Annotated in this window: 19 protein-coding genes; 12 read left to right on the forward strand and 7 right to left on the reverse strand. The window is 60.9% G+C overall.

The features are described 5' to 3' along the window. Window position 1 precedes the first annotated feature (1 nt). Both ATO7_RS03510 and ATO7_RS03515 read right to left on the reverse strand, forming a co-directional pair. Window positions 2-598 carry a hypothetical protein gene (locus tag ATO7_RS03510; RefSeq protein WP_146680127.1) on the reverse strand — a complete coding sequence of 199 codons (597 nt, stop codon included), beginning with the start codon at window positions 596-598 and terminating at the stop codon, window positions 2-4. A gap of 28 nt (window positions 599-626) precedes the next feature. Then, on the reverse strand, window positions 627-2,402 hold the full coding sequence (locus ATO7_RS03515; RefSeq protein WP_083559560.1) for an ABC transporter transmembrane domain-containing protein: 1,776 nt from the start codon (window positions 2,400-2,402) through the stop codon (window positions 627-629). Window positions 2,403-2,525: 123 nt separating this feature from the next. On the opposite strand from ATO7_RS03515, the gene ATO7_RS03520 reads away from it, so the two are divergent. Further along, window positions 2,526-4,235 (forward strand): L,D-transpeptidase family protein, encoded by a 1,710-nt coding sequence (locus ATO7_RS03520; RefSeq protein WP_083559561.1) that lies wholly within the window; start codon window positions 2,526-2,528, stop codon window positions 4,233-4,235. Between the two features lie 13 nt (window positions 4,236-4,248). On the opposite strand, the gene ATO7_RS03525 is transcribed toward ATO7_RS03520, so the two are convergent. Together ATO7_RS03525 and ATO7_RS03530 are read right to left on the reverse strand one after the other, a co-directional pair. After that, the gene (locus tag ATO7_RS03525; protein ID WP_083559563.1) at window positions 4,249-4,464 is read right to left on the reverse strand and encodes a hypothetical protein; all 216 of its coding nucleotides are present in this window, start codon (window positions 4,462-4,464) and stop codon (window positions 4,249-4,251) included. Between the two features lie 58 nt (window positions 4,465-4,522). Then, the gene (locus tag ATO7_RS03530; RefSeq protein WP_158523019.1) at window positions 4,523-5,185 is read right to left on the reverse strand and encodes a LexA family protein; all 663 of its coding nucleotides are present in this window, start codon (window positions 5,183-5,185) and stop codon (window positions 4,523-4,525) included. Between the two features lie 88 nt (window positions 5,186-5,273). Between ATO7_RS03530 and ATO7_RS03535 the strand changes: the two genes are divergently transcribed. After that, window positions 5,274-6,797: a thioredoxin family protein gene (locus ATO7_RS03535; RefSeq protein ID WP_083559565.1), complete on the forward strand. Its 1,524-nt coding sequence runs from the start codon at window positions 5,274-5,276 to the stop codon at window positions 6,795-6,797. A gap of 22 nt (window positions 6,798-6,819) precedes the next feature. Here the strand turns inward: ATO7_RS03535 and ATO7_RS03540 are convergent, their stop codons facing one another. Beyond that, the gene (locus ATO7_RS03540) at window positions 6,820-7,206 is read right to left on the reverse strand and encodes a steroid Delta-isomerase (RefSeq protein ID WP_083559568.1); all 387 of its coding nucleotides are present in this window, start codon (window positions 7,204-7,206) and stop codon (window positions 6,820-6,822) included. A 169-nt stretch (window positions 7,207-7,375) separates the two neighbouring features. Here ATO7_RS03540 and ATO7_RS03545 point away from each other — a divergent pair, with 169 nt between their 5' ends. The 10 genes from ATO7_RS03545 to ATO7_RS03590 all read left to right on the forward strand — a co-directional run bounded on the left by ATO7_RS03545 (window position 7,376) and on the right by ATO7_RS03590 (window position 21,369). Next, entirely contained in the window at window positions 7,376-8,584 is a 1,209-nt protein-coding gene (locus tag ATO7_RS03545) for a helix-turn-helix transcriptional regulator (RefSeq protein ID WP_083559570.1), read from the forward strand. Between the two features lie 170 nt (window positions 8,585-8,754). Next, window positions 8,755-9,879, forward strand: a complete 1,125-nt coding sequence (locus tag ATO7_RS03550; protein ID WP_083559571.1) for an efflux RND transporter periplasmic adaptor subunit — start codon at window positions 8,755-8,757, stop codon at window positions 9,877-9,879. Between the two features lie 10 nt (window positions 9,880-9,889). Beyond that, the gene (locus ATO7_RS03555) at window positions 9,890-13,018 is read left to right on the forward strand and encodes an efflux RND transporter permease subunit (protein WP_083559573.1); all 3,129 of its coding nucleotides are present in this window, start codon (window positions 9,890-9,892) and stop codon (window positions 13,016-13,018) included. Continuing rightward, window positions 13,018-15,528, forward strand: coding sequence for an efflux RND transporter permease subunit (locus ATO7_RS03560; protein ID WP_083559575.1), 2,511 nt, complete (start codon window positions 13,018-13,020; stop codon window positions 15,526-15,528). Before ATO7_RS03555 ends, ATO7_RS03560 begins: the two co-directional genes overlap by 1 nt. A 49-nt stretch (window positions 15,529-15,577) precedes the next feature. Further along, window positions 15,578-16,627 carry a branched-chain amino acid aminotransferase gene (locus ATO7_RS03565; RefSeq protein ID WP_083559577.1) on the forward strand — a complete coding sequence of 350 codons (1,050 nt, stop codon included), beginning with the start codon at window positions 15,578-15,580 and terminating at the stop codon, window positions 16,625-16,627. Between the two features lie 94 nt (window positions 16,628-16,721). Then, window positions 16,722-17,216, forward strand: a complete 495-nt coding sequence (locus ATO7_RS03570) for a Csu type fimbrial protein (protein ID WP_083559579.1) — start codon at window positions 16,722-16,724, stop codon at window positions 17,214-17,216. Further along, complete coding sequence (locus ATO7_RS03575) at window positions 17,216-17,923, forward strand: fimbrial biogenesis chaperone (protein WP_083559581.1); 708 nt, start codon at window positions 17,216-17,218, stop codon at window positions 17,921-17,923. Before ATO7_RS03570 ends, ATO7_RS03575 begins: the two co-directional genes overlap by 1 nt. A 4-nt stretch (window positions 17,924-17,927) precedes the next feature. Then, entirely contained in the window at window positions 17,928-20,231 is a 2,304-nt protein-coding gene (locus ATO7_RS03580; protein WP_083559583.1) for a fimbria/pilus outer membrane usher protein, read from the forward strand. After that, a complete protein-coding gene (locus ATO7_RS03585; protein WP_158523020.1) occupies window positions 20,219-20,716 on the forward strand; it encodes a Csu type fimbrial protein in 498 nt (165 codons plus the stop codon). The genes ATO7_RS03580 and ATO7_RS03585 overlap by 13 nt, the downstream gene beginning before the upstream one ends. A gap of 77 nt (window positions 20,717-20,793) precedes the next feature. Further along, the gene (locus ATO7_RS03590; RefSeq protein ID WP_083559587.1) at window positions 20,794-21,369 is read left to right on the forward strand and encodes a DUF2239 family protein; all 576 of its coding nucleotides are present in this window, start codon (window positions 20,794-20,796) and stop codon (window positions 21,367-21,369) included. 16 nt (window positions 21,370-21,385) lie between these two features. On the opposite strand, the gene ATO7_RS03595 is transcribed toward ATO7_RS03590, so the two are convergent. Together ATO7_RS03595 and ATO7_RS03600 are read right to left on the reverse strand one after the other, a co-directional pair. Then, the gene (locus ATO7_RS03595) at window positions 21,386-23,035 is read right to left on the reverse strand and encodes a tetratricopeptide repeat-containing response regulator (protein WP_083559589.1); all 1,650 of its coding nucleotides are present in this window, start codon (window positions 23,033-23,035) and stop codon (window positions 21,386-21,388) included. 68 nt (window positions 23,036-23,103) lie between these two features. Continuing rightward, window positions 23,104-25,182 carry a S8/S53 family peptidase gene (locus ATO7_RS03600; protein ID WP_083559591.1) on the reverse strand — a complete coding sequence of 693 codons (2,079 nt, stop codon included), beginning with the start codon at window positions 25,180-25,182 and terminating at the stop codon, window positions 23,104-23,106. Between the last annotated feature and the right edge of the window lie 11 nt (window positions 25,183-25,193).

Genomic DNA, 25,193 nt, shown 5'->3' on the forward strand with positions numbered 1-25,193 from the left:
ATCAGGGGCCAGGGTTGTCGGCGGCCGGCGATTCAGGCTGTGGCGCGGGCACGCGCGGCTCGTACAGCCCGCTGAAGATGCGCTCCCAGGTGGCGCCGTTGTCGCGTGAGATGTCCCACTGCTGAACCACGGTGCCGTCCTCGTACGGAGTCCAGGTGATGCGGTCAAGCAAGGGCTTGTCACGCTCATCACGGCGGTTGTTGCCAGTCAGTACCATCTGCCCCTCGGCGTTGAGCCCCCCGGACAGCTGCAGCACGGTGCCGCTCACATCCACCCAGGTCTGACGCCATTGCATCAATTCCGGGTCGTACCAGTTCAGGCTCTCACCGCTGTAGCCTGAGCTGGTGTGATAGCGCTCCTGCAGCGCGCAACCCTGCATGATCGGAGTGATCGAGTTGTAAGCCTCATCACCCGATTCATCCCCGGCACGCAGCACATTCCATTCCCCCAGCCAGAAATCGAACTGGTGATAGGCCGCTTCGCTGCACGGCGGAACGATCTTGGGCTGGAACAGCGCGCAACCGCTCAGGGCGATCAGTCCAGCGAGCAGCAACAGATAACGCAAGCGTGGGAACATCATGGCAATGGCTTGGGACATGGTGTTGGCGATGATACGAGGCGCGTGCTCAGGCGTCACGAAACTGCAGCTTGGCCAAGCGCGCATACAAACCGCCCTGAGCGAGCAGTTCCTGATGCGTGCCGCTGGCCACCACCTGCCCCTGATCCATGACCACGATGCGATCGGCGCTGCGCACCGTGGCGAGACGATGGGCGATAACCAGACTGGTGCGCTCGCGCGTCAGCTCATCCAGGGCCTGCTGGACGGCCTGCTCGGATTCGGCATCCAGCGCACTGGTGGCCTCATCCAGCAACACCACCGCTGCGTTCTTGAGCAGCGCCCGGGCGATGGCGATACGTTGCTTCTGCCCGCCTGACAAACGCACCCCGCGCTCGCCGAGAAAACAGGCATAACCGTCCGGCTGCGCACGAATGAATGCATCGGCGGCCGCGTGTTGTGCGGCATGCTCGACCTCTTCATCGCTTGCATCCAGACGCCCATAACGGATGTTACTCATGGCCGTGTCGGCAAACAGCACAGGCTCTTGCGGCACGATGGACAGGCGCTCGCGAACCTCGCCCGGCAGACACTGCGCAATGTCCTGGCCATCCAGGCGGATTTGACCGCCCTGGATATCGTAGAAGCGCTGGAGCAGTTGAAACACCGTGCTCTTGCCGGCACCCGAAGGCCCGACCAAGGCAACGGTTTCGCCAGGCCTGATGTGCAGGCTGAAGTCACGCAAAACCTGACGCTGCGGTTGCGAGGGGTAGGCAAAATGCACAGCTTCAAACTGAATGTCACCGCCACAACGCGCCGGCAAAGCTTGCGGCTTCGCCGGCACCTGCAGGGCTAACGGCGTATCAAGCAATTCAATCAAGCGTTCCGTGGCGCCGGCCGCGCGCTGAATTTCGCCCCAGCTCTCACTCAACGCGGCCAGCGCACCACCGGTAAACAGTGCATACAACAGGAACTGCCCGAGCTCGCCAGGACTCATGCGCCCATCCATAACCGCCTGTGCGCCAAACCACAGCACCAGCACGATGGCTCCGAACATCAGCAAAATGGCCAGAAACGTCAGTATGGCGCGGCTGCGTATCCGTCGAAGGGCCGTCGTAAATGCGCTCTCGACCGCACGTGCGTAGCGCGCCGATTCGAAACCCTCGCGGTGAAAAGACTGCACCGTGTTCATCGCGCTGAACACCTCTTGCGCAGTCGAGCTGGTATCGGCCACACGGTCCTGACTGGCCCGCGATAGCTCTCGAACTTTGCGCCCGTAGACCAGAATCGGCACCAGCACGATAGGAATCAGCAGCAGAATCATCATGGTCAGCGGGGGGCTCGTGACCATCAGCATGAGCAAACCGCCGAAAAACAGCAGCACATTGCGCAGCACAATCGAAACACTGGAGCCAATAACCGTTTGGATCAGCGTGGTATCGGTGGTTAAGCGGGACAACACCTCGCCGGTCCGCGTCGTCTCAAAAAACACCGGGCTCATGCTCAGCACATGGGTGTAAACATCCTGACGCAGATCAGCAATCAGGCGTTCACCTATCCAGGTCACCCAGTAGTAGCGCAACGCGGTGGCCACCGCCATCACTGCGGCAACACCGAACATGGCCAGGAACGCAGCGTCGATACGCGCGCTGTGCTGGGCTGAAAAGCCAGCATCAATGAGATAGCGCAAGGCAACCGGCAGGGACAACGTGGCCGCTGCCGCAAAGAGCAAAGCCACGCTTGCGGCCAGCAAAACCCGCTTGTAACGCCACAACCACGGCCATAGACGCAGCAAGGGTTTGAGCCGATTTGTGGACTTGGTCACTTTTTGTGGCGGTTTCGTCACGAATGTCTACCCAGCGGTGACCGACTATTAAACCATCTGACCGACCAGTCAGCGGTTTGTAGCGATGACAATTTTTTGACGCTCTCTGGAAAACCATGTCTCCAACAACTCAGGGAGAGAACGATGGGTTTCCGCAATTTGGCCCGTTCCAACACGATCACTCGCAAGGCTATCAGCGGCCTGATTCTAGGCAGCCTGCTGTTGGCCGGCAGCGCCCAGGCCAGCAATAGCGACGCTCAGGCCAGCTTTGTAAGCCACATGCAGCTGAAAATTCAGGCACTGCGCTCTGGCAGCAGCACCCGCACGGCTGGCATGACCCTGCGCAATCGCCACACCCTGGTGCGCACATATGACCGGACCGGTTATGCAGCCATCTGGACCAGCCCGCAAGGGTGGCAGACCAACGGCCAACGCATGTTCGACTATCTCGCAGCCCTGCCCCGTCATGGACTGGACCCGTCGAACTACCACTACAACACCCTGAAAAGTCTGCGCGACGACGATTCGCTGGCCGGCCGTATCCATGGCGACCTGCTGCTGAGCGATGCCTTTATCTCACTGGTTTCTGACCTGGCGCGTGGTGCCGCTCGATCCAACAGCCTGGGCAGCCGCGCTCAATCTTTGCTGCTGCGGCTGAAGCCTACCGATGACCCAGCGCGCGAGTTTGACGGGCTTTTGCCACAACACCCCGAATACTGGTCGCTCAGCCAGGCCTTGCATCAGCTGCTGAGTAATGATGAAGGTGCTGAACAAGCACCACTGCAGGCCAACCGGATGATCAAACCCGGTGATCATCACCCCATGATTGCCGAGTTGCGCGAACGTCTGACTCGCAGCGGTGACTATCAGCCCACCCATACGAGTGAAACCGGCACGCAGCTGGGGCCGCGCTTGGCCGCCGCCGTGGCTCAATTCCAGGCCCGCAATGGCCTCGACGATGACGGCATCGTAGGCCCGTCAACGCTGGCTGCGCTGAATCGCAGCCGGGCTGACGTGATCGATACATTGAGCCTTAATCTGGAACGCTGGCGTCAGGCCCCGGCTAGCTTTGGCGACAGCCACGTGCGGGTCAATATCGCCGGCCAGAGCCTGGAATATCACCACGCCAACAAGCCATCTCTGCGCATGAAGGTCATCGTGGGCCGTCGCGATCGGCAAACGCCCACGACCAGCAGCGAAATCAACGAAGTCGTTTTCAACCCGGATTGGACTGTGCCTCAGCGTATTGCGGTGGTCGACAAACTGCCGCTGATCAAGCGTGATCCCAACTACCTGCTGGAGCGTGGGTACACGCTGAGTGCGGGCTGGAGCAGCGACGCCGCCAAGGTTGACCCCCTGAGCGTGGACTGGAGCCAAATCAACCGCAACAATTTTCCTTTTGTCCTGCGCCAGCAACCCGGTCCGAACAACGCTCTGGGCCAGGTCAAATTCCTGTTCCCCAATGACTATGCGGTGTACCTGCATGACACGCCGACGCGCAATCTGTTCGACCGTGGTGAGCGCTTGTTCAGTTCAGGCTGTGTGCGCCTGGATCAACCCATGGCCCTGGCCCAGGCGCTGCTGCGCGACCATGCCGATGGCGCATGGGCGGACTACGCCAACAGTGATCAGACCCGCCATGTTCGGCTGAGCAATCGCGTGCCGGTACACCTGCAGTACTGGACCGCCTGGGTTGACCGCGACGGCAGTCTGCAGTTGCGCAACGATGTGTATCAGCGCGATCGAGAGGTGCTCAACGCTTTACGCGATCGTGGCGCCTACAACTCAGCCACCCAGTTGGCCACGCTGTACCAAGGCGAGCAAACAACCCAACTGGCCTCACTGGGTGACTAACCAGCAGATCAAATCAGGCGGCTTGATCGGGCATTGAAACGGGTGACTCCTCGGTCCAGCCGCCCGGCATGCGCGGATCGCAGAACACGCGCGGCGACTCCAAACGCACGTGTGTGCGGTTGCGCAGCGGACGCAACAGGCGACTGGGCCGAACCGCAGCAGATTCGGCGGCACTGCGGGAAAGCGGGCGCGTGAGCACAGCCATGGGAGGACGGGTATTGAAATTCATAATGTGATCCTTGTGAAGTGATTTACTACATTTTCAAGGCAAAAAAACACCGCATGGCCTACAAAGCCATGCCTTTGAAGATGACCACACCACACAGGCGGTCATCTTCTTGCAGCTCCAGAATCGGCTCAGGCCAATTCGGATTGAGCGGCTTGAGGTAACGCCGGGCAACCGGCGTTTCCCCTTCCTGAATCAGTTGCTTGAATGTGGCGGATTGATCGGCCTCGCGACGCACGACCACACAGGATTTGTTTTCCGGCTGGCGCTGAGGATCGACGAAGATCAGGTCACCATCGCTGAAGCTCAAGCGCCCCAGCGGGTTGTACATGGACTCACCCCGCACCCGCAGCACGAAAGTGCTTTCAGAGTGACGGACGGGGCAAGACAACCATTCGGCGGCATCGTTACCACTGCCATCCGGTGTCTCCATGCCATGCCAACTGCCAGCGGCAACCCAGGACAACATCGGGCACAGACCCTGATCACGCGGTGAGGCAGATGTTTCAGCGGTCTGCTCGTGCCGATCCAGCCATCCGCGTGGCTTACGGCATTGCTGCTCAATCTGCCGCGCCACCCGATCACCAAAGCTGCCGACTCCGCGAACCAACTGCCCGACGTAGGACGGCGACTTGCCCAAACGCGCCGCAAACTCGGCTTGATGCCCATCCGCCTGCTCGTCGATCAGGCGCATCAAGTTTTGGCGGCGGCGTTCCTTGTACATGGTTAACCCGAGGAGTGATGTGAAGTAAAATGTAGCAAAACACTTTTTTTGCTGCAAGAGTGCGTTGTGCGCCCCGTATACTCGAAGCATGAAACACCACCTCGTCTGCTGCCTGACCCTTTGTTCCCTGCTCTTGTGCGCTTGCGGACGCAGCGACACTGGCGCGCCACAGGCCACAACAGCCCCCGCGACCAGCGCGGGCATCGAATGGTTTGAAGGTGGTGTCAGCGAGGCTTTTGCGCTAGCCAAAGAACGCGATCAGCCCTTGTTCTTGTACTGGGGTGCGGTGTGGTGCCCGCCGTGCAATCAGTTGCGCTCGACGGTCTTTCGCGACCCCGCTTTTGTCGAAATGACTAGGGCCTTTGTAGCGGTTTACCTGGATGGCGACAGCGAAGGCGCGCAACGCTGGGGTGAACATTTCGGCGCTGCCGGATACCCCACGCTGATCGTTTTTGGCCCCCAAGGTGAGGAGCGTACACGGTTAACCAGCGGCATGGCCCTGGAGCGCTACCCGCAGGCGTTGCAAGCCGCATTGGAGCAAAACGAAAGTATCGCTGCCGTGCTCGCCAGAGGGCTGGAAGAACCGCAGTCGCTGACTGATGATCACTGGCAACTGCTTGCACGCACCGCCTGGGATGCCGACGACGGACGCCTGCTCGGGCAGGAAGACCGCGCCAACACACTGAGCACCCTGGCCCAGCATTGCCCAGCCACCTCACAACCCCACTGCAGGCGATTGAAACTGCTGTCCAGCATCGCCAGCCTTGATCAGGAAAGCCCCCCCACCACGATCGAGAATCTGCAGCAGATTCTCGCCGACCCGCAGCTCACACATGACAATCTCAGCGAGTTGCAGTACCACGCAGTGGAACTAAGCCGGTCCGCACCAGCCGATGTTCGAGCAATCCTTTATGCGCGTCTGCAGACCCTGGCAGAGCGCAGCTTTGCGGATACCCGCTTGCCACTCAAGGCGCGCATGCTGGGAACCCGTTTGCACATGGATTTACGCCGCGACGAAAACGGGCAGTTGCCGCAGGATGATGCCGATTTGCAAGCGCTGGTGCGTGCGCGCGCGGCTTGGGCCGATGAGGCTGCGACCACGCCGGCTGAGCGACAGTCGCTGATCTACAACGCCGCCTGGTATCTGCATGAAGTCGGCCTCAGCGACGCGGCGGTTGAACTACTGCAAGCGGAACTGGGCAATGCCGTGGCGCCGTATTACTACATGTCCTATCTGGCGAGCATCGAGAAGGCTCGCAACAACGCAACGCGCGCACTGGGCTGGTCTGCCCGGGCCTGGCAACTGGCCACTGGACCGGCAACCCGGACCCAATGGGGCACACAACATGTGCTCAACCTGATCGAACTGGCGCCCGATCAGATTGACACGATCGAGACTGTTGCCAACCAGTTGCTTGACGGCGTCGCACAATCACAGGACGGCTATTACCAACGTACCCGTACGCGGATGCAGCGATTGCACGATACGCTCGCACAATGGTCGCAGGACAAGCCCAAACGCGAGGCTGCAGCCTCACGCCTGCGTCAGCGAATCGCTGCACTGTGCGCACAAAGCGCCACCGATTGCAGCGCGCTGACCGGCGCTCAGTAGAACCTGCGCCGGCGACCGTTCATCAGTCTGCGGGCTGGAACGCCATATCGCCAGGGCCCCAGTAGGCTCGCATGCTGGTGAATTTGCCTGCCTCATTGAACGTCATAACGTCGATCACACGAATCAGGCAGGGGCCTTGTTCAAGGGTGACCTGAACATCAAAAGCCATCGCTGCAGAGTTGGCATGCGATGTCCGAATTGGAGCGACCAGAGACAGCTCGGCCCCCAGTCCTACGGAATAACGATAAAACTCCGCGATCGCTTCAATCCCGACCTTGGGCTCTGTGCCCACGGGGTCTTCAACGCTGGCATCATCGGCGTACAAGGCGATAACAGCCTCGGCATCTCGGCGGTTAAAGGCGTCAATGTATTCCTGCATTGCCGCGCGCATTTGTTGTTCTGTACTCATCCGGCTAGTTTCCGCCGATAAATCATGGGTAGAATCATCCGTCCGGATGACAAGAAATCACAACAACCGGACACCACCAAAACTTGGAACACGATGAGGATGACAGACCACAACCGCCAGCCATACGGCATCGCCCCTACACAGAGCGCGCAGCAGCGCGTCTGATCGCATGCAAACGCTGGCATCTGCGCAAGCGTTTCAGGCCCGGCGGTCGAGCTTCGACTCGCTGGAACTGGACGATGGCGAATACCCCATAGGCCAAGCACAGCTTGATCGCCTGCTGGGCGCTATTTATGACGGTCTGAATGAATCCCCGCCGTGGCAGGGAGCACTGGAAATGTTGCGGGAAACCCTCAACGCCGCACACGTCACCTTGATGCTGCGCCCGCCGTCGCAAGAATCCACCGGCGTCATGATCAACACCGGCGTGGTCGATGACAGTGCTACCGAATCCTACGAGCAACGTTTCTTCGCCGTGGATCCGTTTGTTGGCCTGCCGCCCGGTGAGGTCGTCAGCGCCGATGAATTGATGGGCAAAGACCAATGGCGCAAAAGCACCATGTACCAGGAATATCTCAAGCCCCTGGACATCGGCTACCTGCTGGGTGCGGACATCACCACCAAAGACGGTATTGAGTGCCGCCTGCGCGTGACCCGGGCCCAGGACCAGCAAGGCTTCAGCGAAAACGACAAGATGATCTGTCGGGTGCTGCTGCCGCATATGGAGCGCGCCATTCGTCTGCACGCCCGCCTGGACACGCTGGAGTGCGAACGCCAGCTGTACTCCGGGGCGGTCAACCGGCTTCTGCTCGGCATTGCCTACTTCAACCATGAAGGCAGCATCGTGCACCTCAACGATGAGGCCCAGCGCATCCTCGCAGACCGCGACGGCGTCAGCCGCAGCGGCAAAGGGCTGGCAGCGTCCAGTCGCAGCGAGAATCAGGAATTGCAGCGTCTGATTACCGAGTCGATCAGCGGCAGCGTGACAGAAACCGGCCCCGGACTGGCCGAAGCCATGTCAGTAACACGCCCCTCCGGACGGAGCCAGATCGGGATCGTGGTGCGCTCAATTCCGTTTGGCGAGTTTTCAGAGAGCAAACACCGCCCTGCGGCGGTGGTATACCTGCGTGATCCGGACACCTCGCCGGCCCAGCCGTCACAGGAAGTCGTACGCCGTGTCTTCGGCCTGACCCGCATGGAGGCCAATCTGGCCATCCTGCTAGCAGAAGGCAACACCCTGGATGAGGCCGCCGAAAAGCTCAACGTGCGGCGCAACACCGCGCGCACCCATCTACGCTCCATCTTCGGCAAGACCGGCGTCACGCGCCAGACCATGCTCGTGCGCATGCTGCTCAACAGCGTGGTATCCCTGGCCTGAGCTCACACGCGGCTGTCATCAAACAGCCACCTTGCGCGCGTGAACTAATTGACTTTCTGGTGTCTGAGCAAGTCTGACCCGATAATGTGCCCTGCAACGTGCGTGCCGCAATCGCCGCCGCTGCGGGCTCTCACGCGTCAACAAGAAACAAATTCAGGGATAGAAACATCATGACCTTCAAGCGAATGCTCATCATGCTGGGCGCGTGCCTCATCGTTTTTGGCGGGGTTTTTGGCATGAAATTCATGGGCTCCAAAGCCATGAATGACTACTTTGACAACATGCCCACGCCGGCGGTGACAATCCTTAGCGCCACAGTTGAGCGTATGCAATGGTCACGCGATGTGCCTTCGGTGGGCTCCCTGGTCGCGGTGAATGGCACCGATATCACCAGCCAGGCTGGCGGCATTGTTGACACGATCCACTTCACCGCCGGCAGCCAGGTTGAGACCGGCGACCTGCTGGTCAGCCTGGAAACCAGCACGGAAAAAGCCGAACTGGCCCAGCTCAAAGCGCAAGCCGACATCGCCGAGGTCAACCTGCGCCGGGCCCGGGATCTGATCAAACGCAAGGTCTTGTCGCAGTCTGAATTCGACCAGACCAAGGCAGAAGCTGCAGCCGCTCGCGCCGCTGCTGATGCCCAACAGGCCCGCCTGGACCAGAAGGAAGTCCGCGCACCGTTTGCGGGTGTGCTCGGCATCCGCCAGATCAGCGTCGGTGAGTATCTGGCCGCCGGTGCGCCGATGGTCAGCCTGCAGTCGCTCGACCCGATGGAAATCGAATTTGCACTGCCCGAAGCACGCCTGTCCATGGTCGATGTGGGTTTGCCGATTTCGGTCAGCGTGGATGCATGGCCGGGTGAGTCATTCAGTGGTCAGGTCAGCGTGATCGAACCGCGCATCGACAACGCCACACGTAACTTCCGCGCCCGTGGCAGCGTGTCCAACCCCGAAGGTAAATTGCGCGCTGGCATGTTCGGTCGCATCACCATTCAGCGCCCGGGTACCGACTCGGTCCTGGCCATCCCGCGCACCTCAATCAGCTACGACTCTTTCGGCACCTCGGTCTTCGTCATTCAGAAAGCCGAAGACGATGCGGAAAAACAGGTCGTCAACCAGCGTTTCATCCGTATCGGCAAGGCGCGCGGTGATTTTGTCGAAGTGTTGGAAGGCTTGGAAGAAGGTGAACAAATTGCCTCGGGCGGATTGCTCAAACTGCGCAATGGGGCCCCGGTCATCATCGACAACTCGGTACCCACTGAACCGTCGCTGAACCCAGACGTGGCCGACACCTGAGGCCTGCTCAATGAAACTCACTGACATCTTTATTGACCGGCCGGTTCTGGCCACTGTCATCAGTCTGGTCATTCTGCTGCTCGGCATTCGCGCCGGGCTGGAATTGACCGTGCGCGAGTTCCCCGAACTCCAGAATGCCCAGGTCTCGGTTTCCGTGGCCTACCCCGGCGCCGATGCGGCCTTGATGGAGGGCTTTGTCACCACACCGCTGGAGCGTGAAATCGCCACTGCGGACGGTATCGATTTCCTCACCTCCAGCACCGGGCAGGGCATTGCATCGATCACCGCCAATCTGCGCCTGGACAAGGATCCGAACGAGGCGCTGACCGAGATCTCGGCCAAAGTGGCGGCATTGCGCAACCAGATGCCGGAAGGTTCGGAAGATGCTGTGGTGGCGATCGCCGAGGGCGGCGGTACCGCGGCAATGTATATGTCGTTCTACTCTCAGGTGTTGAGCGAAGCCCAGATCACCGACTACCTGACCCGTGTGGTGGTGCCCCAGCTGGATGCCATCGGCGGCGTCGAACAGGCACAGATTCTCGGTGCGCGGACCTACGCGATGCGCTTGTGGCTGAAACCCGACCGTCTGGTCGCCCACAATCTGACCGCCTCCGAAGTCCTGGCCCGGGTACGCCAGCAGAACGTGCTGTCGGCTGTGGGTGAATCCAAAGGCCAGTACGTGCGTATTGGCATGCGTGCCGACACCGACTTACGCAGCGAGCAGGAATTCCGCGACATGGTGGTGTCCGGCGAAGGCGATTCGGTGGTCCGTCTGGGTGACATCGCACGTGTGGAACTGGGCTCGGAAAGCTACGACTACGGCGCCGGCTGGGACGGCGAACCGGCGACCTTCATCGGCGTCAACACGCGCCCAGAAGCCAACGTGCTGGAGGTGATCAATGAGGTCAACAAACTGTGGCCGAGCATTGTGTCGGCCCTGCCTGAAGGGCTGGAAGGCGAAATCGGCTACGACAGCACGATCTATATTCGCGACGCCATCGCCGAGGTACGTGCAACGCTGATTGAAGCGGTGGTCATCGTGGTTGTGGTGATCTTCCTGTTCCTGGGCTCTGTCCGCAGTTCTTTGATTCCGGCAGTGACCGTGCCGTTGTCACTGGTGGGCGCCATGTTCCTGATGCTGACCATGGGCTTTTCCATCAACCTGCTGACCCTGCTGGCGATGGTGCTGGCCATCGGCATGGTTGTGGATGACGCCATCATCGTGCTCGAGAACATCCATCGTCATATCGAAGAAGGTATGGCCCCCTACGACGCTTCGATCAAAGGCGCGCGCGAGCTGGTCGGGCCGGTCATCGCCATGACCATCACCCTGATGGCGGTGTTTGCCCCGATCGGCTTCCTCTCGGGCATCACCGGCAAGCTGTTTAGCGAATTCGCCTTCACCCTGGCCGGCGCGGTGCTGATCTCCGGTGTCGTGGCGCTGACTCTGACCCCCATGATGTGCGCGAAAATTCTGCGAGCCGAGCACAGCGGTGGGTCGGAAGGCGGTTTCGCCGCCTGGCTAGACAGCCGTTTCGAAAGCTGGCGCGAGGCCTACAAACGCCGTCTGCACGGCGCTCTGGACACCAAGATTGTGATCGCCGTGTTCGGCGCGATCGTGTTCGCGTCGTGCTACTTCCTGTTCATCTCGACACCGGGTGAACTAGCACCGGAAGAAGACATCGGCTTTGCCTTCTCGATCAACGAAACCGACGGTTATTCCTCGCGCGAATACCTCGATCAATATTTCGCTGAAGCACAGAAGACCGCCCTGGCGCAGGACAACATCGACCATATCTTCACCTTCGCCTCGAATGAGGGTGGCAGCACCAACACCGGTTTCATGGGCCTGATCCTGCCGCCTTGGGATGACCGGTCTGCCACCACGGGACAGGTTGTGAATCAACTGTTGCCGGAGCTGGAGAAAGTTGCCGGCATCCGCCCCGCGGTGATCGTACCGCCGGCTTTGCCGACCCCGGGTCAGGGTTATCCGGTAGAGTTCGTCCTCAAGTCCACGGCTGATCCGGAAACCCTATATCAGGTGGGCAACGAGATCGTCGGCCGCGCCATGGCGTCCAAGAAGTTCATCTTCCTGGCCCCGCGTCTGCGCATTGACCGCCCGGAAGCGGTGATCGAAGTCGACCGCGACAAGGCCGCCGCCATGGGTGTGGACATGGGCCAGTTGTCGGCCGACCTGTCGGCCTTACTGGCCTCGGGCGAGGTTGGACGATTCGCCTATGAAGGTCGTTCCTACAAGGTGATTCCGCAGCTGCAGCGCAACGCACGTCTCAACCCGGAGCAGCTGGACTACTACTACACCCGCACCAACGATGGTCGTCTGGTGCTGATGTCCTCGGTCATCAATGTGACCCAGCGGGCCACGCCGCGCACGATCGAGCATGCCCAGCAGCTCAACTCCAACACCCTGATCGGGGTGCCGCGCCCGGGTATCCCGCAGGGCGAAGCGCTGGCCATACTTGAGGAGATCGCGCAGGAAGTGATGCCGGATGGTTTCCAGATCGACTTCGCCGGTGCGTCACGTCAGTTCAAGCAGGAAGGATCCGCCCTGCTGGCCACCTTCGGGTTTGCCCTGGTGATTATCTACCTGGTGCTGGCCGCACAGTTCGAGTCGTTCCGCGATCCGTTGATCATGCTGGTGACCGTGCCCATGTCGATCTGCGGCGCCTTGCTGGTGCTGAATATCTTCAATATGACCAACGGCATGCAGCTGTCCAATTTCCCCGGTATGACGCTGAACATCTACACACAGGTGGGTCTGGTGACGCTGATCGGGGTGATTTCCAAGCACGGCATTCTGATCGTGGAATTCGCCAATCAGCTGCAGCAAAAAGGCATGCCCAAGCGCGAAGCGATCGAAGAAGCGGCCTCCATCCGCATGCGCCCGGTACTGATGACCACCGCGGCTCTGGTGGTGGCGATGTTCCCGCTGCTGATGGCGGATGGTCCCGGGGCGGCATCACGCTTCTCCATGGGCCTGATCATCGCGGCCGGCATGACCATTGGTACGCTGTTTACCCTCTACGTGGTCCCGGCGGCGTACATGTACATCGGGCGCGATTACAACCGTGATCGCGCGACCGCCGCCCACACTGCCCCGCCCACACCCGTGCAAACCTGATGCTCAAATCACTCGCTGCGCTGTATGACCGCCTGACCCTGGAGCGGCGCTGGATAACCGGCGCCCTGTTGCTGGCCCTGGCGGCTGGCGCCGTGTGGTTTGCCCAGGATTTCCGTCTTGATGCCTCGGCCGATTCTCTGATCCTGGAGAATGACGAGGATCTGCGTTACTACCGCGAAATCGCCAAGCGCTACGGTGCGCAGGAGTCGGTGGTGGTGGCTTACACGCCACAGGGTGATCTGTTCTCCGACGAGGTGCTTGCCCGCATCAAGGCCCTGCGCGACGAGCTGGAAGCGCTGGAACCGGTCAGCGCGGTCACCAGCCTGCTCGACGTGCCGCTGCTCGACAGCCCACGCATGACGCTGTCTGAAGTGCAGGACGGCACTCGCACCCTGCTGGACCCGCAAACCGACCGCGCGCTGGCACGCCAGGAATTCGCAAACAGCCCGCTGTACAAGAACCTGCTCACCGACCCGGCCGGCGAAACCACTGGCATGCTGGTGTTGCTGAAGACCGACGAGCAAGCCCGCGAGCTGCTGACCCGGCGCGAAGATCTGCGCGAGAAAGCCTACAGCGAGACGCTCAGCGCCCCGGAACAGGCTGAGCTTGAGCGCGTCAGCGCGGCCTACCGCGAGATCAGCGGCGCCCAGCAGGACCGCCAGCAACAGACCATTGCGCAGATTCGCGAGGTCATTCGTCGGCACGAGGACAAGGCCAGCATCGTGCTCGGCGGCCTACCCATGATCGCCTCCGACATGATCGACTTCGTGCGCGCCGACATTCGCCTGTTCAGCGTGCTGGTGGGCGGTTTTCTGATCCTGCTGCTGGCGCTGGCCTTCCGTCAGCTGCGCTGGGTGGCTCTGCCGGTGTCGATCTGCGTGGCGGTCAGCGTGGTCATGCTCGGACAGCTCGGACTGATGCACTGGCCGGTCACCGTGGTGTCGTCCAACTTCACCTCGCTGACCCTGATCATCACCCTGTCACTGGTCGTGCATCTGGTCGTGCGCTATCGCGAACTGCAAGGTGAAAAACCCCAGGCCTCATCCGCCGAATTGGTGCGCGAAACCATTCGCAGCAAGCTCGCCCCGTCGATCTTCACCGCGGCCACCACCATGGTCTCGTTCGGTTCGCTGATCATTGCCGACATCCGTCCGGTCATCGACTTCGGCCAGATGATGGTGTGGAGCGTGGTGTGGGCTTTCGTGCTGACCTTCGTGATGTTCCCGTGGCTTTTGGCCGGCAGCAAACCCAAGGACGGCGGCGCCGGCAACAGCGATGTCAGCGCCCGCATCACCCAGGGGTTTGCCCTGAGCATCCGCAAGGCTGGTGGCCCGGTGCTGGCGCTCTACGCCGTGCTGATTGTCGTCGCCGTGGCTGGCATCGCTCGCCTGGGCGTGGAAAACCGCTTCATCGACTACTTCAAGGACAGCACCGAGATTTATCAGGGCATGGTCCTGATCGACAAGAAACTTGGTGGCACCACCCCGCTGGAAGTGATTCTCGACGCGCCGCCCTCGTTTTTCGAGCAGGATGAGGACGAAGTGGACGAATTCGCCGCCGATTTTGCCGATGACTTCGCCGACGACTTTGCCGACGAATACGCCAGCGACAACACCGGAATTACCGCATCCAGCTACTGGTACAACAGTTTTGCCCTGCAGGACGCCAAGCAGATTCACGCCTATCTGGAAAGCCTGCCGGAAACCGGAAAAGTGCTGTCCATGGCCACAACCATGGAACTGATCACCCTGCTCAACCACGGTGATGCACCCGACGATTTCACCCTCTCAATCATGCACGGCCGCCTGCCTCCGACCATCAAGGAACAACTCTTCGACCCGTACATGTCGGAGGATGGCAATCAGCTGCGCTTTTCCATCCGGGTGATCGATTCCGACCAGAACCTGCGCCGTGATGCCTTGCTCAAGAAGATCCGCAAGGACCTGATCGAGCAATTTGACCTCAAGCCCGAGCAAATTCATCTGGCCGGTGCTCTGGTGCTCTACAACAACGTGCTGCAAAGCTTGTTCGAGTCTCAGATACTGACCCTCTCGGCGGTGTTCGGCGCGATCGTGCTGATGCTGTGGTTCCTGTTCCGCTCGCCACGCCTGGCCCTGATCGGCGTGCTGCCCACGGTGTTCGCCGCCAGCATGATCCTGGGCCTGATGGGCTGGCTGAATATCCCGCTCGACATCATGACCATCACCATCGCTGCGATCACGATCGGTATCGGGGTTGATAACACCATCCACTACACCCACCGCTTCCAGGATGAAATCCACACCGGGGTTGAGCGCTGGCAGGCCATGATCAACACCCACGGCAGCGTCGGGCGTGCGATCTACCTGACCTCTGTGATCGTGACGCTGGGCTTCTCGATTCTGGCCTTGTCCAACTTCGTACCCATCGTGCTGTTCGGGCTGTTCACCGGCCTGGCCATGCTGCTGGCCCTGATCGCTAATCTGACCCTGCTGCCGCTGCTGCTGGTCAAGCTTGGGCCCAAGGCTTAATCGCAGTGCTGAATCCAGCTTTCAGAGCGCATCAAAATAAGAACCACGCATGAATCTTTCGCCCACACTGTCCACCGCTATCAGCAACTTCCAGCTCCCCGACCCGCTCGGTTTTGGCCGCGTCACCGGCCCCGTGATGTTCGTGGCCGACTACATCAACGGCGCTTGGCAGGCCGGCGAACTGATGACCTACGAGCCCATCGCGCTGAACCCCGCTGCCACCTCCTTACAGTTCGCCCAGCAGTGCTTTGAAGGGCTCAAGGCGTTCTGGGTCGAGCAGGATGAACCGGCGCTATTCCGCCCGGACGAGAACGCCAAACGCATGGCACGTTCGGCCGAGCGCCTGTGCATGCCCGAGGTGCCACACACGCTGTTTCTGGACGGGGTCAAAGCCGTGACTCAGGCGATGAAACCGCTGATTCCACGGCGCAGCGGTGAGTCGCTGTATCTGCGCCCGATGCTTTACGGCATGGACACCCAGTACCCCCTGGCCGGATCGGACAACTTCCGCTTTGCCATCGTGTGCAGCCCGTCAGCCGCCTACTTCGCCAAGCCGATCAGCGTGCTGGTCGAGCGCGATGCCTGTCGCGCCGCCGTCGGCGGCACCGGCGATGTCAAAGCCGGGGGTAACTATGCCGGATCGATCCAGGCCACCCGTCGTTGCATCGAACGTGGTTATGACCAGCCGCTGTGGCTGGACCCGGTCGAGCGCCGCCTGATCGAAGAACTATCAGCCATGAACATCTGCGCCATCATTGACGGCGCACTGTGTTCACCGGCCCTGAACGGCACCATCCTGCCGGGCATCACCCGCGCCACCCTGCTGACCCTGGCCGATGATCTGGGCATGCCAGCGCTGGAGCAGCCCATAGACATCAACAGCCTGCTCGACGACATCGACAGTGGCCGTTGCAGCGAGCTGTTCGCCTGCGGAACGGCGGCGATCGTCAATCCCATCGCCGTGCTGGCCGATGGCCAGCGTATCACCCGCTTGCAGCAGGTGGATGCGGAGGCGGCCCGCTTCAAGGCCGCGCTACTGGGCATTCAGGAAGGGCGTAGCGCCGATAGCCGTGGCTGGATGTTCAACAGCGCCGAATAGCTGACGAATGGCATCTTTGCGAGCGCTCGCTTTAACGTTTCTTTGACACGCGCTACGCCAATCTCAGGGCGAATTCCGCAAAAAGGATGTCGCCATGCGATCAAATCGATTCTCAACATCATCCAGGCTGTGGCTTGCTGGTCTGATCGCAGCGGCATCCGGTTCAGCTTTTGCTGCTGATGAAACCACCACTTTCGATGTGACCGCCACCGTCACCGCTGCATGTTCAGTGTCCGCAGCCGATCTGGCCTTTGGTAATTATGACCGCGTATTGGGCACGCTAGGCACGACCACGATCACCAGTAACTGCACGCTGGCCACGCCGTACACCCTTTCGCTGGATTTTGGCGGGGCGGCTAACGTCAGTAGCCGCGTCATGGACGGCCCCAATAGCGAAACCTTGAGCTACCAGCTGACTCAGGATGTCGCCGGCTTGATTCCGTGGGGCACGGTGGCCGATGGCGACGAGGTGTCTTTGCTCGGCACTGGATTGGATATTCCGACCGTGGTTTATGGTCAGATTCCTTCCGGACAGAACGTCGAAGCCGGCAGCTACAGTGACACCATCACCGTCACCCTGACCTACTGATGATCCTGCGCGCCCCCCTCGCGGTTGGCGCGGCCCTGCTGTTCAGCCTGCTGCTGGCCCCGACCGGCGCGCTGGCGCTTGGCCTGCAGGTTTCGCCGATCAAGCTGCACTTCGCGCCTGGCGTGCGGGTGCAGGAGCTGCGCCTGAGCAATGCTGGCGATGCCCCCGTAGTGGTCGAAATCAAGGTATTGCGCTGGTCTCAACGCGACAACCAGGAATTGCTGGTGGCCAGCCGCGATGTGCTGGTGACCCCACCGATCAGTGAGATTGCAGCCGGCCAGCGGCGCTCCGTCCGAGTGGGCATCAGACAGCGCGACGACACTGCCTGCGAAACCAGCTACCGCGTGGAGATCATGGAAGTGCCTTCACAGCACCGGACACCCGCAGCGCCGGTGAACTTCCTGACCCGCATGCTGCTGCCGGCCTTTGTCGAAAGCCGCCATGGCTGTCAGGGCCAGCTACAAGTCCAGGGCAATACCAATGAGTTGGTGTTGCACAACAGCGGCGACGCGCACCTGCAGTTGCACCAGGCCACGCTGGTCGACGGCGAGCAGCGCTGGCCCATCAGCCTGCCCAAAGTGGGCTATCTACTCGGCGGCAGTCAGTACCGCTGGCCCCTGCCAGCCGGGGTCAATCCGGCGGCGGCCCGCCTGATCATCAAGGATCACGCTGGCGAACAGCGCCAGCCCCTTACGCTGGCGCCATGACAGTATGCGCTGGTGCCGCCTTGTCACGGTGTTGCTAGGCATCGCCCTAGCGGTCGGTGCTCACGCGGCATCACCCGAATATGCCTGGGCGCAAGCTCATCTCAACGGACAGCAACGCGGCAGCGTGCTTATCGTGCGTATGCCGGAACGCGACGTGATCTGGCTGGAACAACGCACCTTGCAGGACTGGGGCTTGCTGGATCTCGCCAGCCAGGTGGTACGCGAATTCGACGGAACCGCATTCATCGCATTGACCAGCATCCGTGGCCTGAGCGCCGAGTGGCACGATGCCGAAGCGCGCCTTGATATAAAGATCGACGCCTCCGCACTGCCCTACCAGCAACTGCAGGTGGGCTCACGCCCTATAACGCCCGCGGTGGCCGCACGCAGCCTTGGCGCCCACCTCAACTATGACCTGCTGGGTGCCCACCAGAGCGGCGGAAAGACCAGTGCCAGTGCATTTTTTCACCTCACCGCATTCGGTGCATTCGGCAGCATTTCCAATGGACTCAGCTGGCGCGATGATGCGCTCAACGGACCGAGCTGGTTGCGCCTGGAAACTAGCTGGAATCACGATGTACTGGACCGCGCCTGGCGCATCAAGCTCGGTGACCTGACCAGCGCCAGCGATGCATTCGGCACCCGTTACCGGGTGGCCGGTGTGCAATGGAAAAAAGAGTTCTCCATCCGCCCCAACGAACTGACCTTTGCCCCCCCGGTGATCACCGGTCTGGCCGATGTGCCATCGCAGGTCGAGCTGTTCATCAACGGGGTCCGCCGCTCGCGTCTGCAGGCCCAGCCCGGCCCCTTCGAAATCAATGACGCACCGGTACTGACCGGCGCGGGCAGCGCCGAATTACGCCTGACCAACGTGCTCGGCGAGCAGGTAGTGCAGCAGATCAATTACTACGTCGACCCCAGCCTGCTGCGCCGTGGGCTATGGGATTTTGATCTGTCAGCCGGCTGGCGTCGTGAATCCTTCGGCGTAGAAAGCTTCGACTACGGTGCGGCGCAAGCACAGGCGCTGATCCGCCACGGCGTCACCGACCGGGCCACACTGGAAGCGCGTGCCGTGCTGGCCGAGCGGCAACACCAGGCGGAGCTGCGCTACGTGTTTCAGTTCCTCGACTGGCCGCTGACCGTCACCACCGGCGCGGGCGCTGCCCAACTGCAGTCCGGGGCATACGCGCCATTCGGTCGGTTCGGCCTGTCATGGCGCTGGCAACGGCTGTTTGCCGGCATTCAGGCCCTATCGGCTGACACCAACGCTGACGACAGCAGTCCGCTGCCACTGCAGCGGCAAGTTCTCGCCCGGGCCGGTTTCAATGTGGGCCTTTGGAGTGTGGCTCTCGACACGTTGTACCGGCGACGCAACGCAAGCGACCGTTTCGAACGTCGCAACCTGCGCCTGAGTCGCGCCTTTCGCACCAAGGCCGGACACTTCAGCGTGTACGCAGGCGCCTTCCGCAACAGCGACAGCCAGGCCGAGGACGAATCCGGGCTGCATGCCGGTCTGAGCTGGTCCCCCCAGCACACCCAGCGTGTGGCCATATCCGCTCGTGGCGGCGCCCAGAGTCAGACCTATTCCAGTTACCAGTATCGTTCGCCGCATGATCTGGGACACCAGGCCGAAATCCACAATCTCAACGATGGTGGCAAGGCGACCTGGGTGGGCCAATACACCGGACGTTACAGCCAGGCCCAGGTGCGAGCCAGAGCGCAGACCGACCACTTTGGCGAATCGTTACAGGCCGGCGCGCAAGGCGCGATCGGCCTGATCGAGGGCCGCTGGTTCAGCGCGCGTCCGCTGGGCGCAAGCTACGCTTTGGTCAGCGTGCAGGATCATCCTGGGGTCCCGATCTACATGCACAATCGTATGGTGGCCCGCACCAATGCCCGCGGTCTGGCCATCATGCCGGAATTGCTCGCCTACCAAAGCAACGAGGTCCGCGTTGACCCACTCGACCTGCCGCTGCAGAGCCTGATCGACGACACCGGGGTGCGCTTTACACCCAGCGCCTTTGCTGGCGTGCTGGTGGACATCCCGGTATCCACCGACACCGGTGTGGAGTTGCGCCTGATGCGTGATCCATTCAGCCCGGTGCCGGCCGGCGCGGTGATCTACCGTGACGGCGATGATGCACGCTTTTTTGTCGGCTCCGGGGGCGCAAGCTATGTTGAAGTGCGCCACGCCGAAGAGCACTTCAAGGCCTACTGGGAGGGCGGCCAATGTCGTTTCCAGATCTCCCGCAGCCAGCTGCGCCAAGAGTTGCAGCCCGATCTGGGGGCGCTGCCATGTCGACCTTGATACGCGCCATCGGTTTGCTGTCGATCGTATTCGTCCCGGGGTTGGCCCAGGCCTTCGCCACCTGCGGGGTGAGCGCCCTAGCCTTGAACTTTGGCAACTATGATCACCTGAACCCCTTCGCCAACTTCAGCCAGACCACAATCACGGTGAGCTGCCAGGAGAACGCCCTGATCGGACTCGGTGACACCGTGATTTACACCATCGGCCTGGACGGCGGATCGTCCGGCGACACCAGCAACCGCGCCTTGAGTCAAGGCGGCGACAACTTGCACTACAACCTATACAGCGAACCCACCCACACCCTGGTTTGGGGCGACGATAGCGGTAATCAGGTCGGCGGTGTGCTGGCGGTTCCGCTGTGCGTTCTCGGACTCGGCTGCGCCGTTGTTTCAGCCCCGCACACTGCATATGGACGCATACCAGCAGGCCAATCCGTCAGCCCAGGTTCTTACAGCGACACCATCACCGTGACGGTCACCTATTGATTATTACCCAGATTTAATTGACGACCTATTTTAACCCGGGTAATATTTTGCCACCTTCTTTCGTATGGCATTTCCTCATGGATTCCCACAGCAGCTTTATCCACCACGATCTGCTCATCTCCGGCACCGCGCTGGACAACGCACTGGCGATTAAACGCGCGCTCGCCGCAGACTCAAAAGCGCAAATCCTGAGTTTTGATAACCGCAGCGGAACACAGGTTGATTTTGATCTGCGTGGTAGCGAACAAGACATCGCTGCGCGGCTCGCAGTGGGCGATGCAACCTGCGAGACGAGCGCCAACACACCGCAAAAACGCGGTCGTGGCCGCCCCAAACTGGGGGTGGTGGCACGTGAGGTCACCCTGCTCCCACGTCATTGGGACTGGCTATCTGCCCAACCCGGCGGCGCCTCGGTGACCCTGCGCAAGCTGGTTGAAGAGGCCCGTCGCGCGACCAGCGGAACAGCGCTTAAGCGACAGTGTCAGGAGCGTGTCTACAATTTCATCAGCGCTATTGCTGGCAATCTTCCGGGTTACGAAGATGCCACCCGCGCCTTGTTCCAGGACGACCTGACGGGTTTGCAGACACAAATCGCCAACTGGCCGGCCGCCTTGCGCACGCACACCTTGGCCTTGCTTGAACCCAACCAATGAGGCCGCAGCGTTTTGCTCAGGCCGCCGCCTCAAGTTGTTGCTCCATGCGCTGCATTAAACGAATCAGCTTCTGAAAACGAGACTGTCCGCTGGCCCGCGCGCTGAGTTTCGCCAGCATACTTTGGGTCTGTCGCAGCACACGCCAATTGGCGCCCTCACGCTGCATCAATTGCAGCAGCGCCTGCACCGCGTTGAGATTGATAACGATGTTGTCCGGCATGGCCTGAGCTGCCTGCAAAAGCATCGACACAGCTGCTTTGAGATCACCCTGGCGCGACAATGCGACGGCCTGATTGTTCAGACGAATCACCTCGGCCCGTTCACCGTCAATAAGACGTGCACCTTCTTCACCCATATCAGCCCGGTCAAACAGCTCGCGCGCGCGCGTCAACATGGCTTCATCTTCATGGTGGCCGCGCACCACCTGGCGAATAAGATCGGAAGCAACTTCGGTATGCCCACAGCTCATGCAGTGCTCAGCCAGCATCATGCGCTGCTCTGCACTTAAGACCTGTGCGTGGTCCGTCAACAACTGCTCAGCTCGGGCCACTGCCGCAGCTTGCGCCTTGGTGTTACCTCGCGCTTGCTCAACGTCAGCCTCAACCACCGCCATCTGCAGGCGCGTGGCCGGGTCCGCCTGGGCGTACTCGCGTTGCATGCGCGCCATGGTTTGCCCGGCCCGATCTGTATCACCAGCGCACAGATGCACTCGGGCCAGCCCAGCGAAATCCTCAGGCCCCGAAAACTGCGAGTGCCGGCCTTCGCGGATGGCCTGACGGTAAGCCTGCTCGGCAACCTCCAGATTCTCATTGCCCAATGCCGCCTCAGCCAGAGCACGTTGGCGTCTGGGACTTTTCGGTGACAGCGCCACCGCCTGAGCCAGGGTGACCTCGGCGGCATCGCTTTGCCCCATTTTCTGCTGCACGCGCGCCAACAGATCGAAGGCTGCCACAAAATGCTCGCGCCCTTGAATCGCGGTCCGCAGCAGTGCGTGCGCTTCATCCAGCTGATCCTGGTAGAACAAGGCCTGGGCCAAGCCCAACTGAGCCCATGGCATCACTGTTTCGTTGAGCACCTCGCGGCAAACCGCCGCAGCCGCGGCGTAGTCTCCCAGCCGCGCTAATGCATCTGCTTTAAAACGCAGGAAATCAAGACGGTATCGGGGCACCCGAATGATGGCTTCATCGCACAACCGACAGGCTCGCGAATAGGCCCGGCGCTCCACCGCCAGGCCGACTTCACGAAAATGAGCCTTCTTTTTCTGCAGGCGCCGCAAACGATCCTGCAACACCTCGCGTGTAAAGGGCTTTGCCAGATAGGTGTCGGGCTCGTGTTCGACCGCCCCCATAACCCGGCGCAAGGTGTTCTCCGCCGATATCAGGATGAAGATGGTGGAATACGGAACCAGATCCTGCTCGCGCGCCTGCTCCAGCACCTGCTGACCGTCCTTGCCCTCGCCCAGGTCGTAACCGCAAAGAATGATGTCCGGGCGCTCGGCGGCCATCCATTCGAGAGCGCGCTCTGCGTCGCTCAATGATTCAATCGTGTCCGCACCACAGCGCGTCAACAACTCGCGCAGCATGGTGCGGACTTGCGGTAGCTCATCAATGATCAGAATGGATTGGCCCTGCAAACTCCACAGGGCCGGATGGCGATCAGAGGACACAACAAAGACCAGGACAGGAACATGCTGGTCATGCAGGTTTCATTCCCTGGTCGGAGTAACGAATGCACTCACTGCGGCGCCGTGATATCCGCGTATGCCTGGAGTGCTTGCACCACCGGGGGCAGGGTTTGCGGACACACATCAGCAAGGAAACTGCGGATCGGCCAGGCTGGGTCGGCTGCCGGTGCGTTGCTGCCATCAAAATACCCGTGACTCCAACTGCCCCACAGACTCTGGCGACACGCCGAGTCGGCAATCAGCCAGTTACGCTGTTCTTCGCTGAGTTCGACCAGCAGTGCGCCGCGCACGATATCGATGATGCGCTGAACATCGGCCTCATAGGTTTCGTCACCCAGATAGCGGCCGTAGTAGCTGCCATGCCCTTCTGATACGAACTCCAGTTCCGCGCTGTTGGCTGAATCCGGAATATCAGGCCCACCGATCTGATAGAGCAATGTCGTGCCGCCGGCGCTGTACTGTGCCCCCAGGAACAGTGCCTGCTGCAACTCATGTACGGTCAATTGCCCATCGGCCATGGCACATGCCGGGTTGGCGGCAGCGCAAGCAGCGGCGCCGGTGGCGATCACACCCTCCGACTGGCTGCGGCTTGGGCCGTCAAACAAACGCCGCAAGCGGTACAACACTTCCGAATACAGCCCGGCAATGACCGGCGTGGCATTGGACGTGCCGCTGAAATCGCCCTCGGCGGTCACCGCGTCACCACCACCGGTTGCCGAGGGATAATCCGTGCCCAGACTGGAAATATCCACCGGACGATTGTGTCCGACACTGGAACCTTCAGGTTCTATGGCGCCGACGGTGACAATCCAGTCCGGGCCCTTCTGACTGCTGAGCAAGGTCGAACTCGGCACGGTGAAGGCATTGGCCAGACCATTGCCCGCTGACTGGAACCAGGATTGACCGCGTTCCACGGCCACACGCTGAACCTCGGTGTTGCTTCCGGCATAAACATTGTCACGTACCGGGCCGCCGGTCACCGACAGCCCCCAGGAATTGGTTTGAACATCAATCCAGTCCTGAGCTGCGACCCATTCGTTGGCCCGTTCGGACGGGCCATGCACGTAAACCAGCACGCAATTCGGGCAGGTGCCATGTATGTTGCCGGTGCTGACACTGGCACTGCCGATACCGTGGCTTTCCGCAGCAAAGGTATCAACCGGTCCTGTGCTCGGACCTATCAGGGTGTCCACCAGATTGGAGCTTGTCGGCTCAACCAAGCCGAACGCGCTGCCAAACGCCACATGGCCGATGACCTTGGTACCCGGAATCCAGTACATGTGCACCGCATCGTTACTTGATCCCTCGGAGTACTGGATCTTCGACCACTCCGCGATATCCTGGTCATGCAGCTCGCTGGGCACCGCTTGCGGATCAGCCGCAGCAGCCACCACATCAAGATTCAAGGCCTCATAACTGGCAAAAGCCTGGGCTCCCGGATGCCCCGCGATCCAGGTCGCCGGATCACGTTGCAACGGCAGGTCATCCTGTGACCCGGCATTGTTGTGCTGGGGCATTTTCTCAGCCAGAAAATCCCAGTGATAGGGATTCATGCCGCTGTCGATCACCGCCACCACGACAACATCGTCGATACCTCGGCCCACGCCAGCACTCTCTTGCGGCAAAGGATCAACAGCGTCCTGAGCCGGATCAGAATCAGCGACGACCGTGGCGGTAAAACGACCGCTAAACGCGGTTTGTGCGCTGGTGTAACCGTATACGCGGATCTTGAAATCACCATCGCTGATACCGGACTCAATACTCAGCGATTCCGTGCTTGTTGAGCCCGTTTCCGCGCTGCCACCGCCGCCAGCCGGGAGAAGCACCTGCAAATCCAGGTCCGCGGGCACGGTCCAGCTCACCTCGAAATGAGCCGCTGAATAGGTGCAACCCGGCGGCAAACTCAAGGTCGTGAGATGTTCAGCTTCCGAGACTGCCGTTCCCGCCACAGCAAGACCAACCGTGCCTTCCCAGGTCTGCGTGTACTCGCCCAGGCTCAAAGCACACTCGGCACGTGATCCAACGTTCAGCAAAGGCCCCGACGCATCCGTTGTACGTCCGCCTTGCTGGCACGCCAGCAACATGACAGGCAGCAGCAGCGCTGTGCCCAATCGCCCCCAATTCCCCATGAGTTAACCCC

Source organism: Oceanococcus atlanticus (genome assembly GCF_002088235.1).
Classification (GTDB): domain Bacteria; phylum Pseudomonadota; class Gammaproteobacteria; order Nevskiales; family Oceanococcaceae; genus Oceanococcus; species Oceanococcus atlanticus.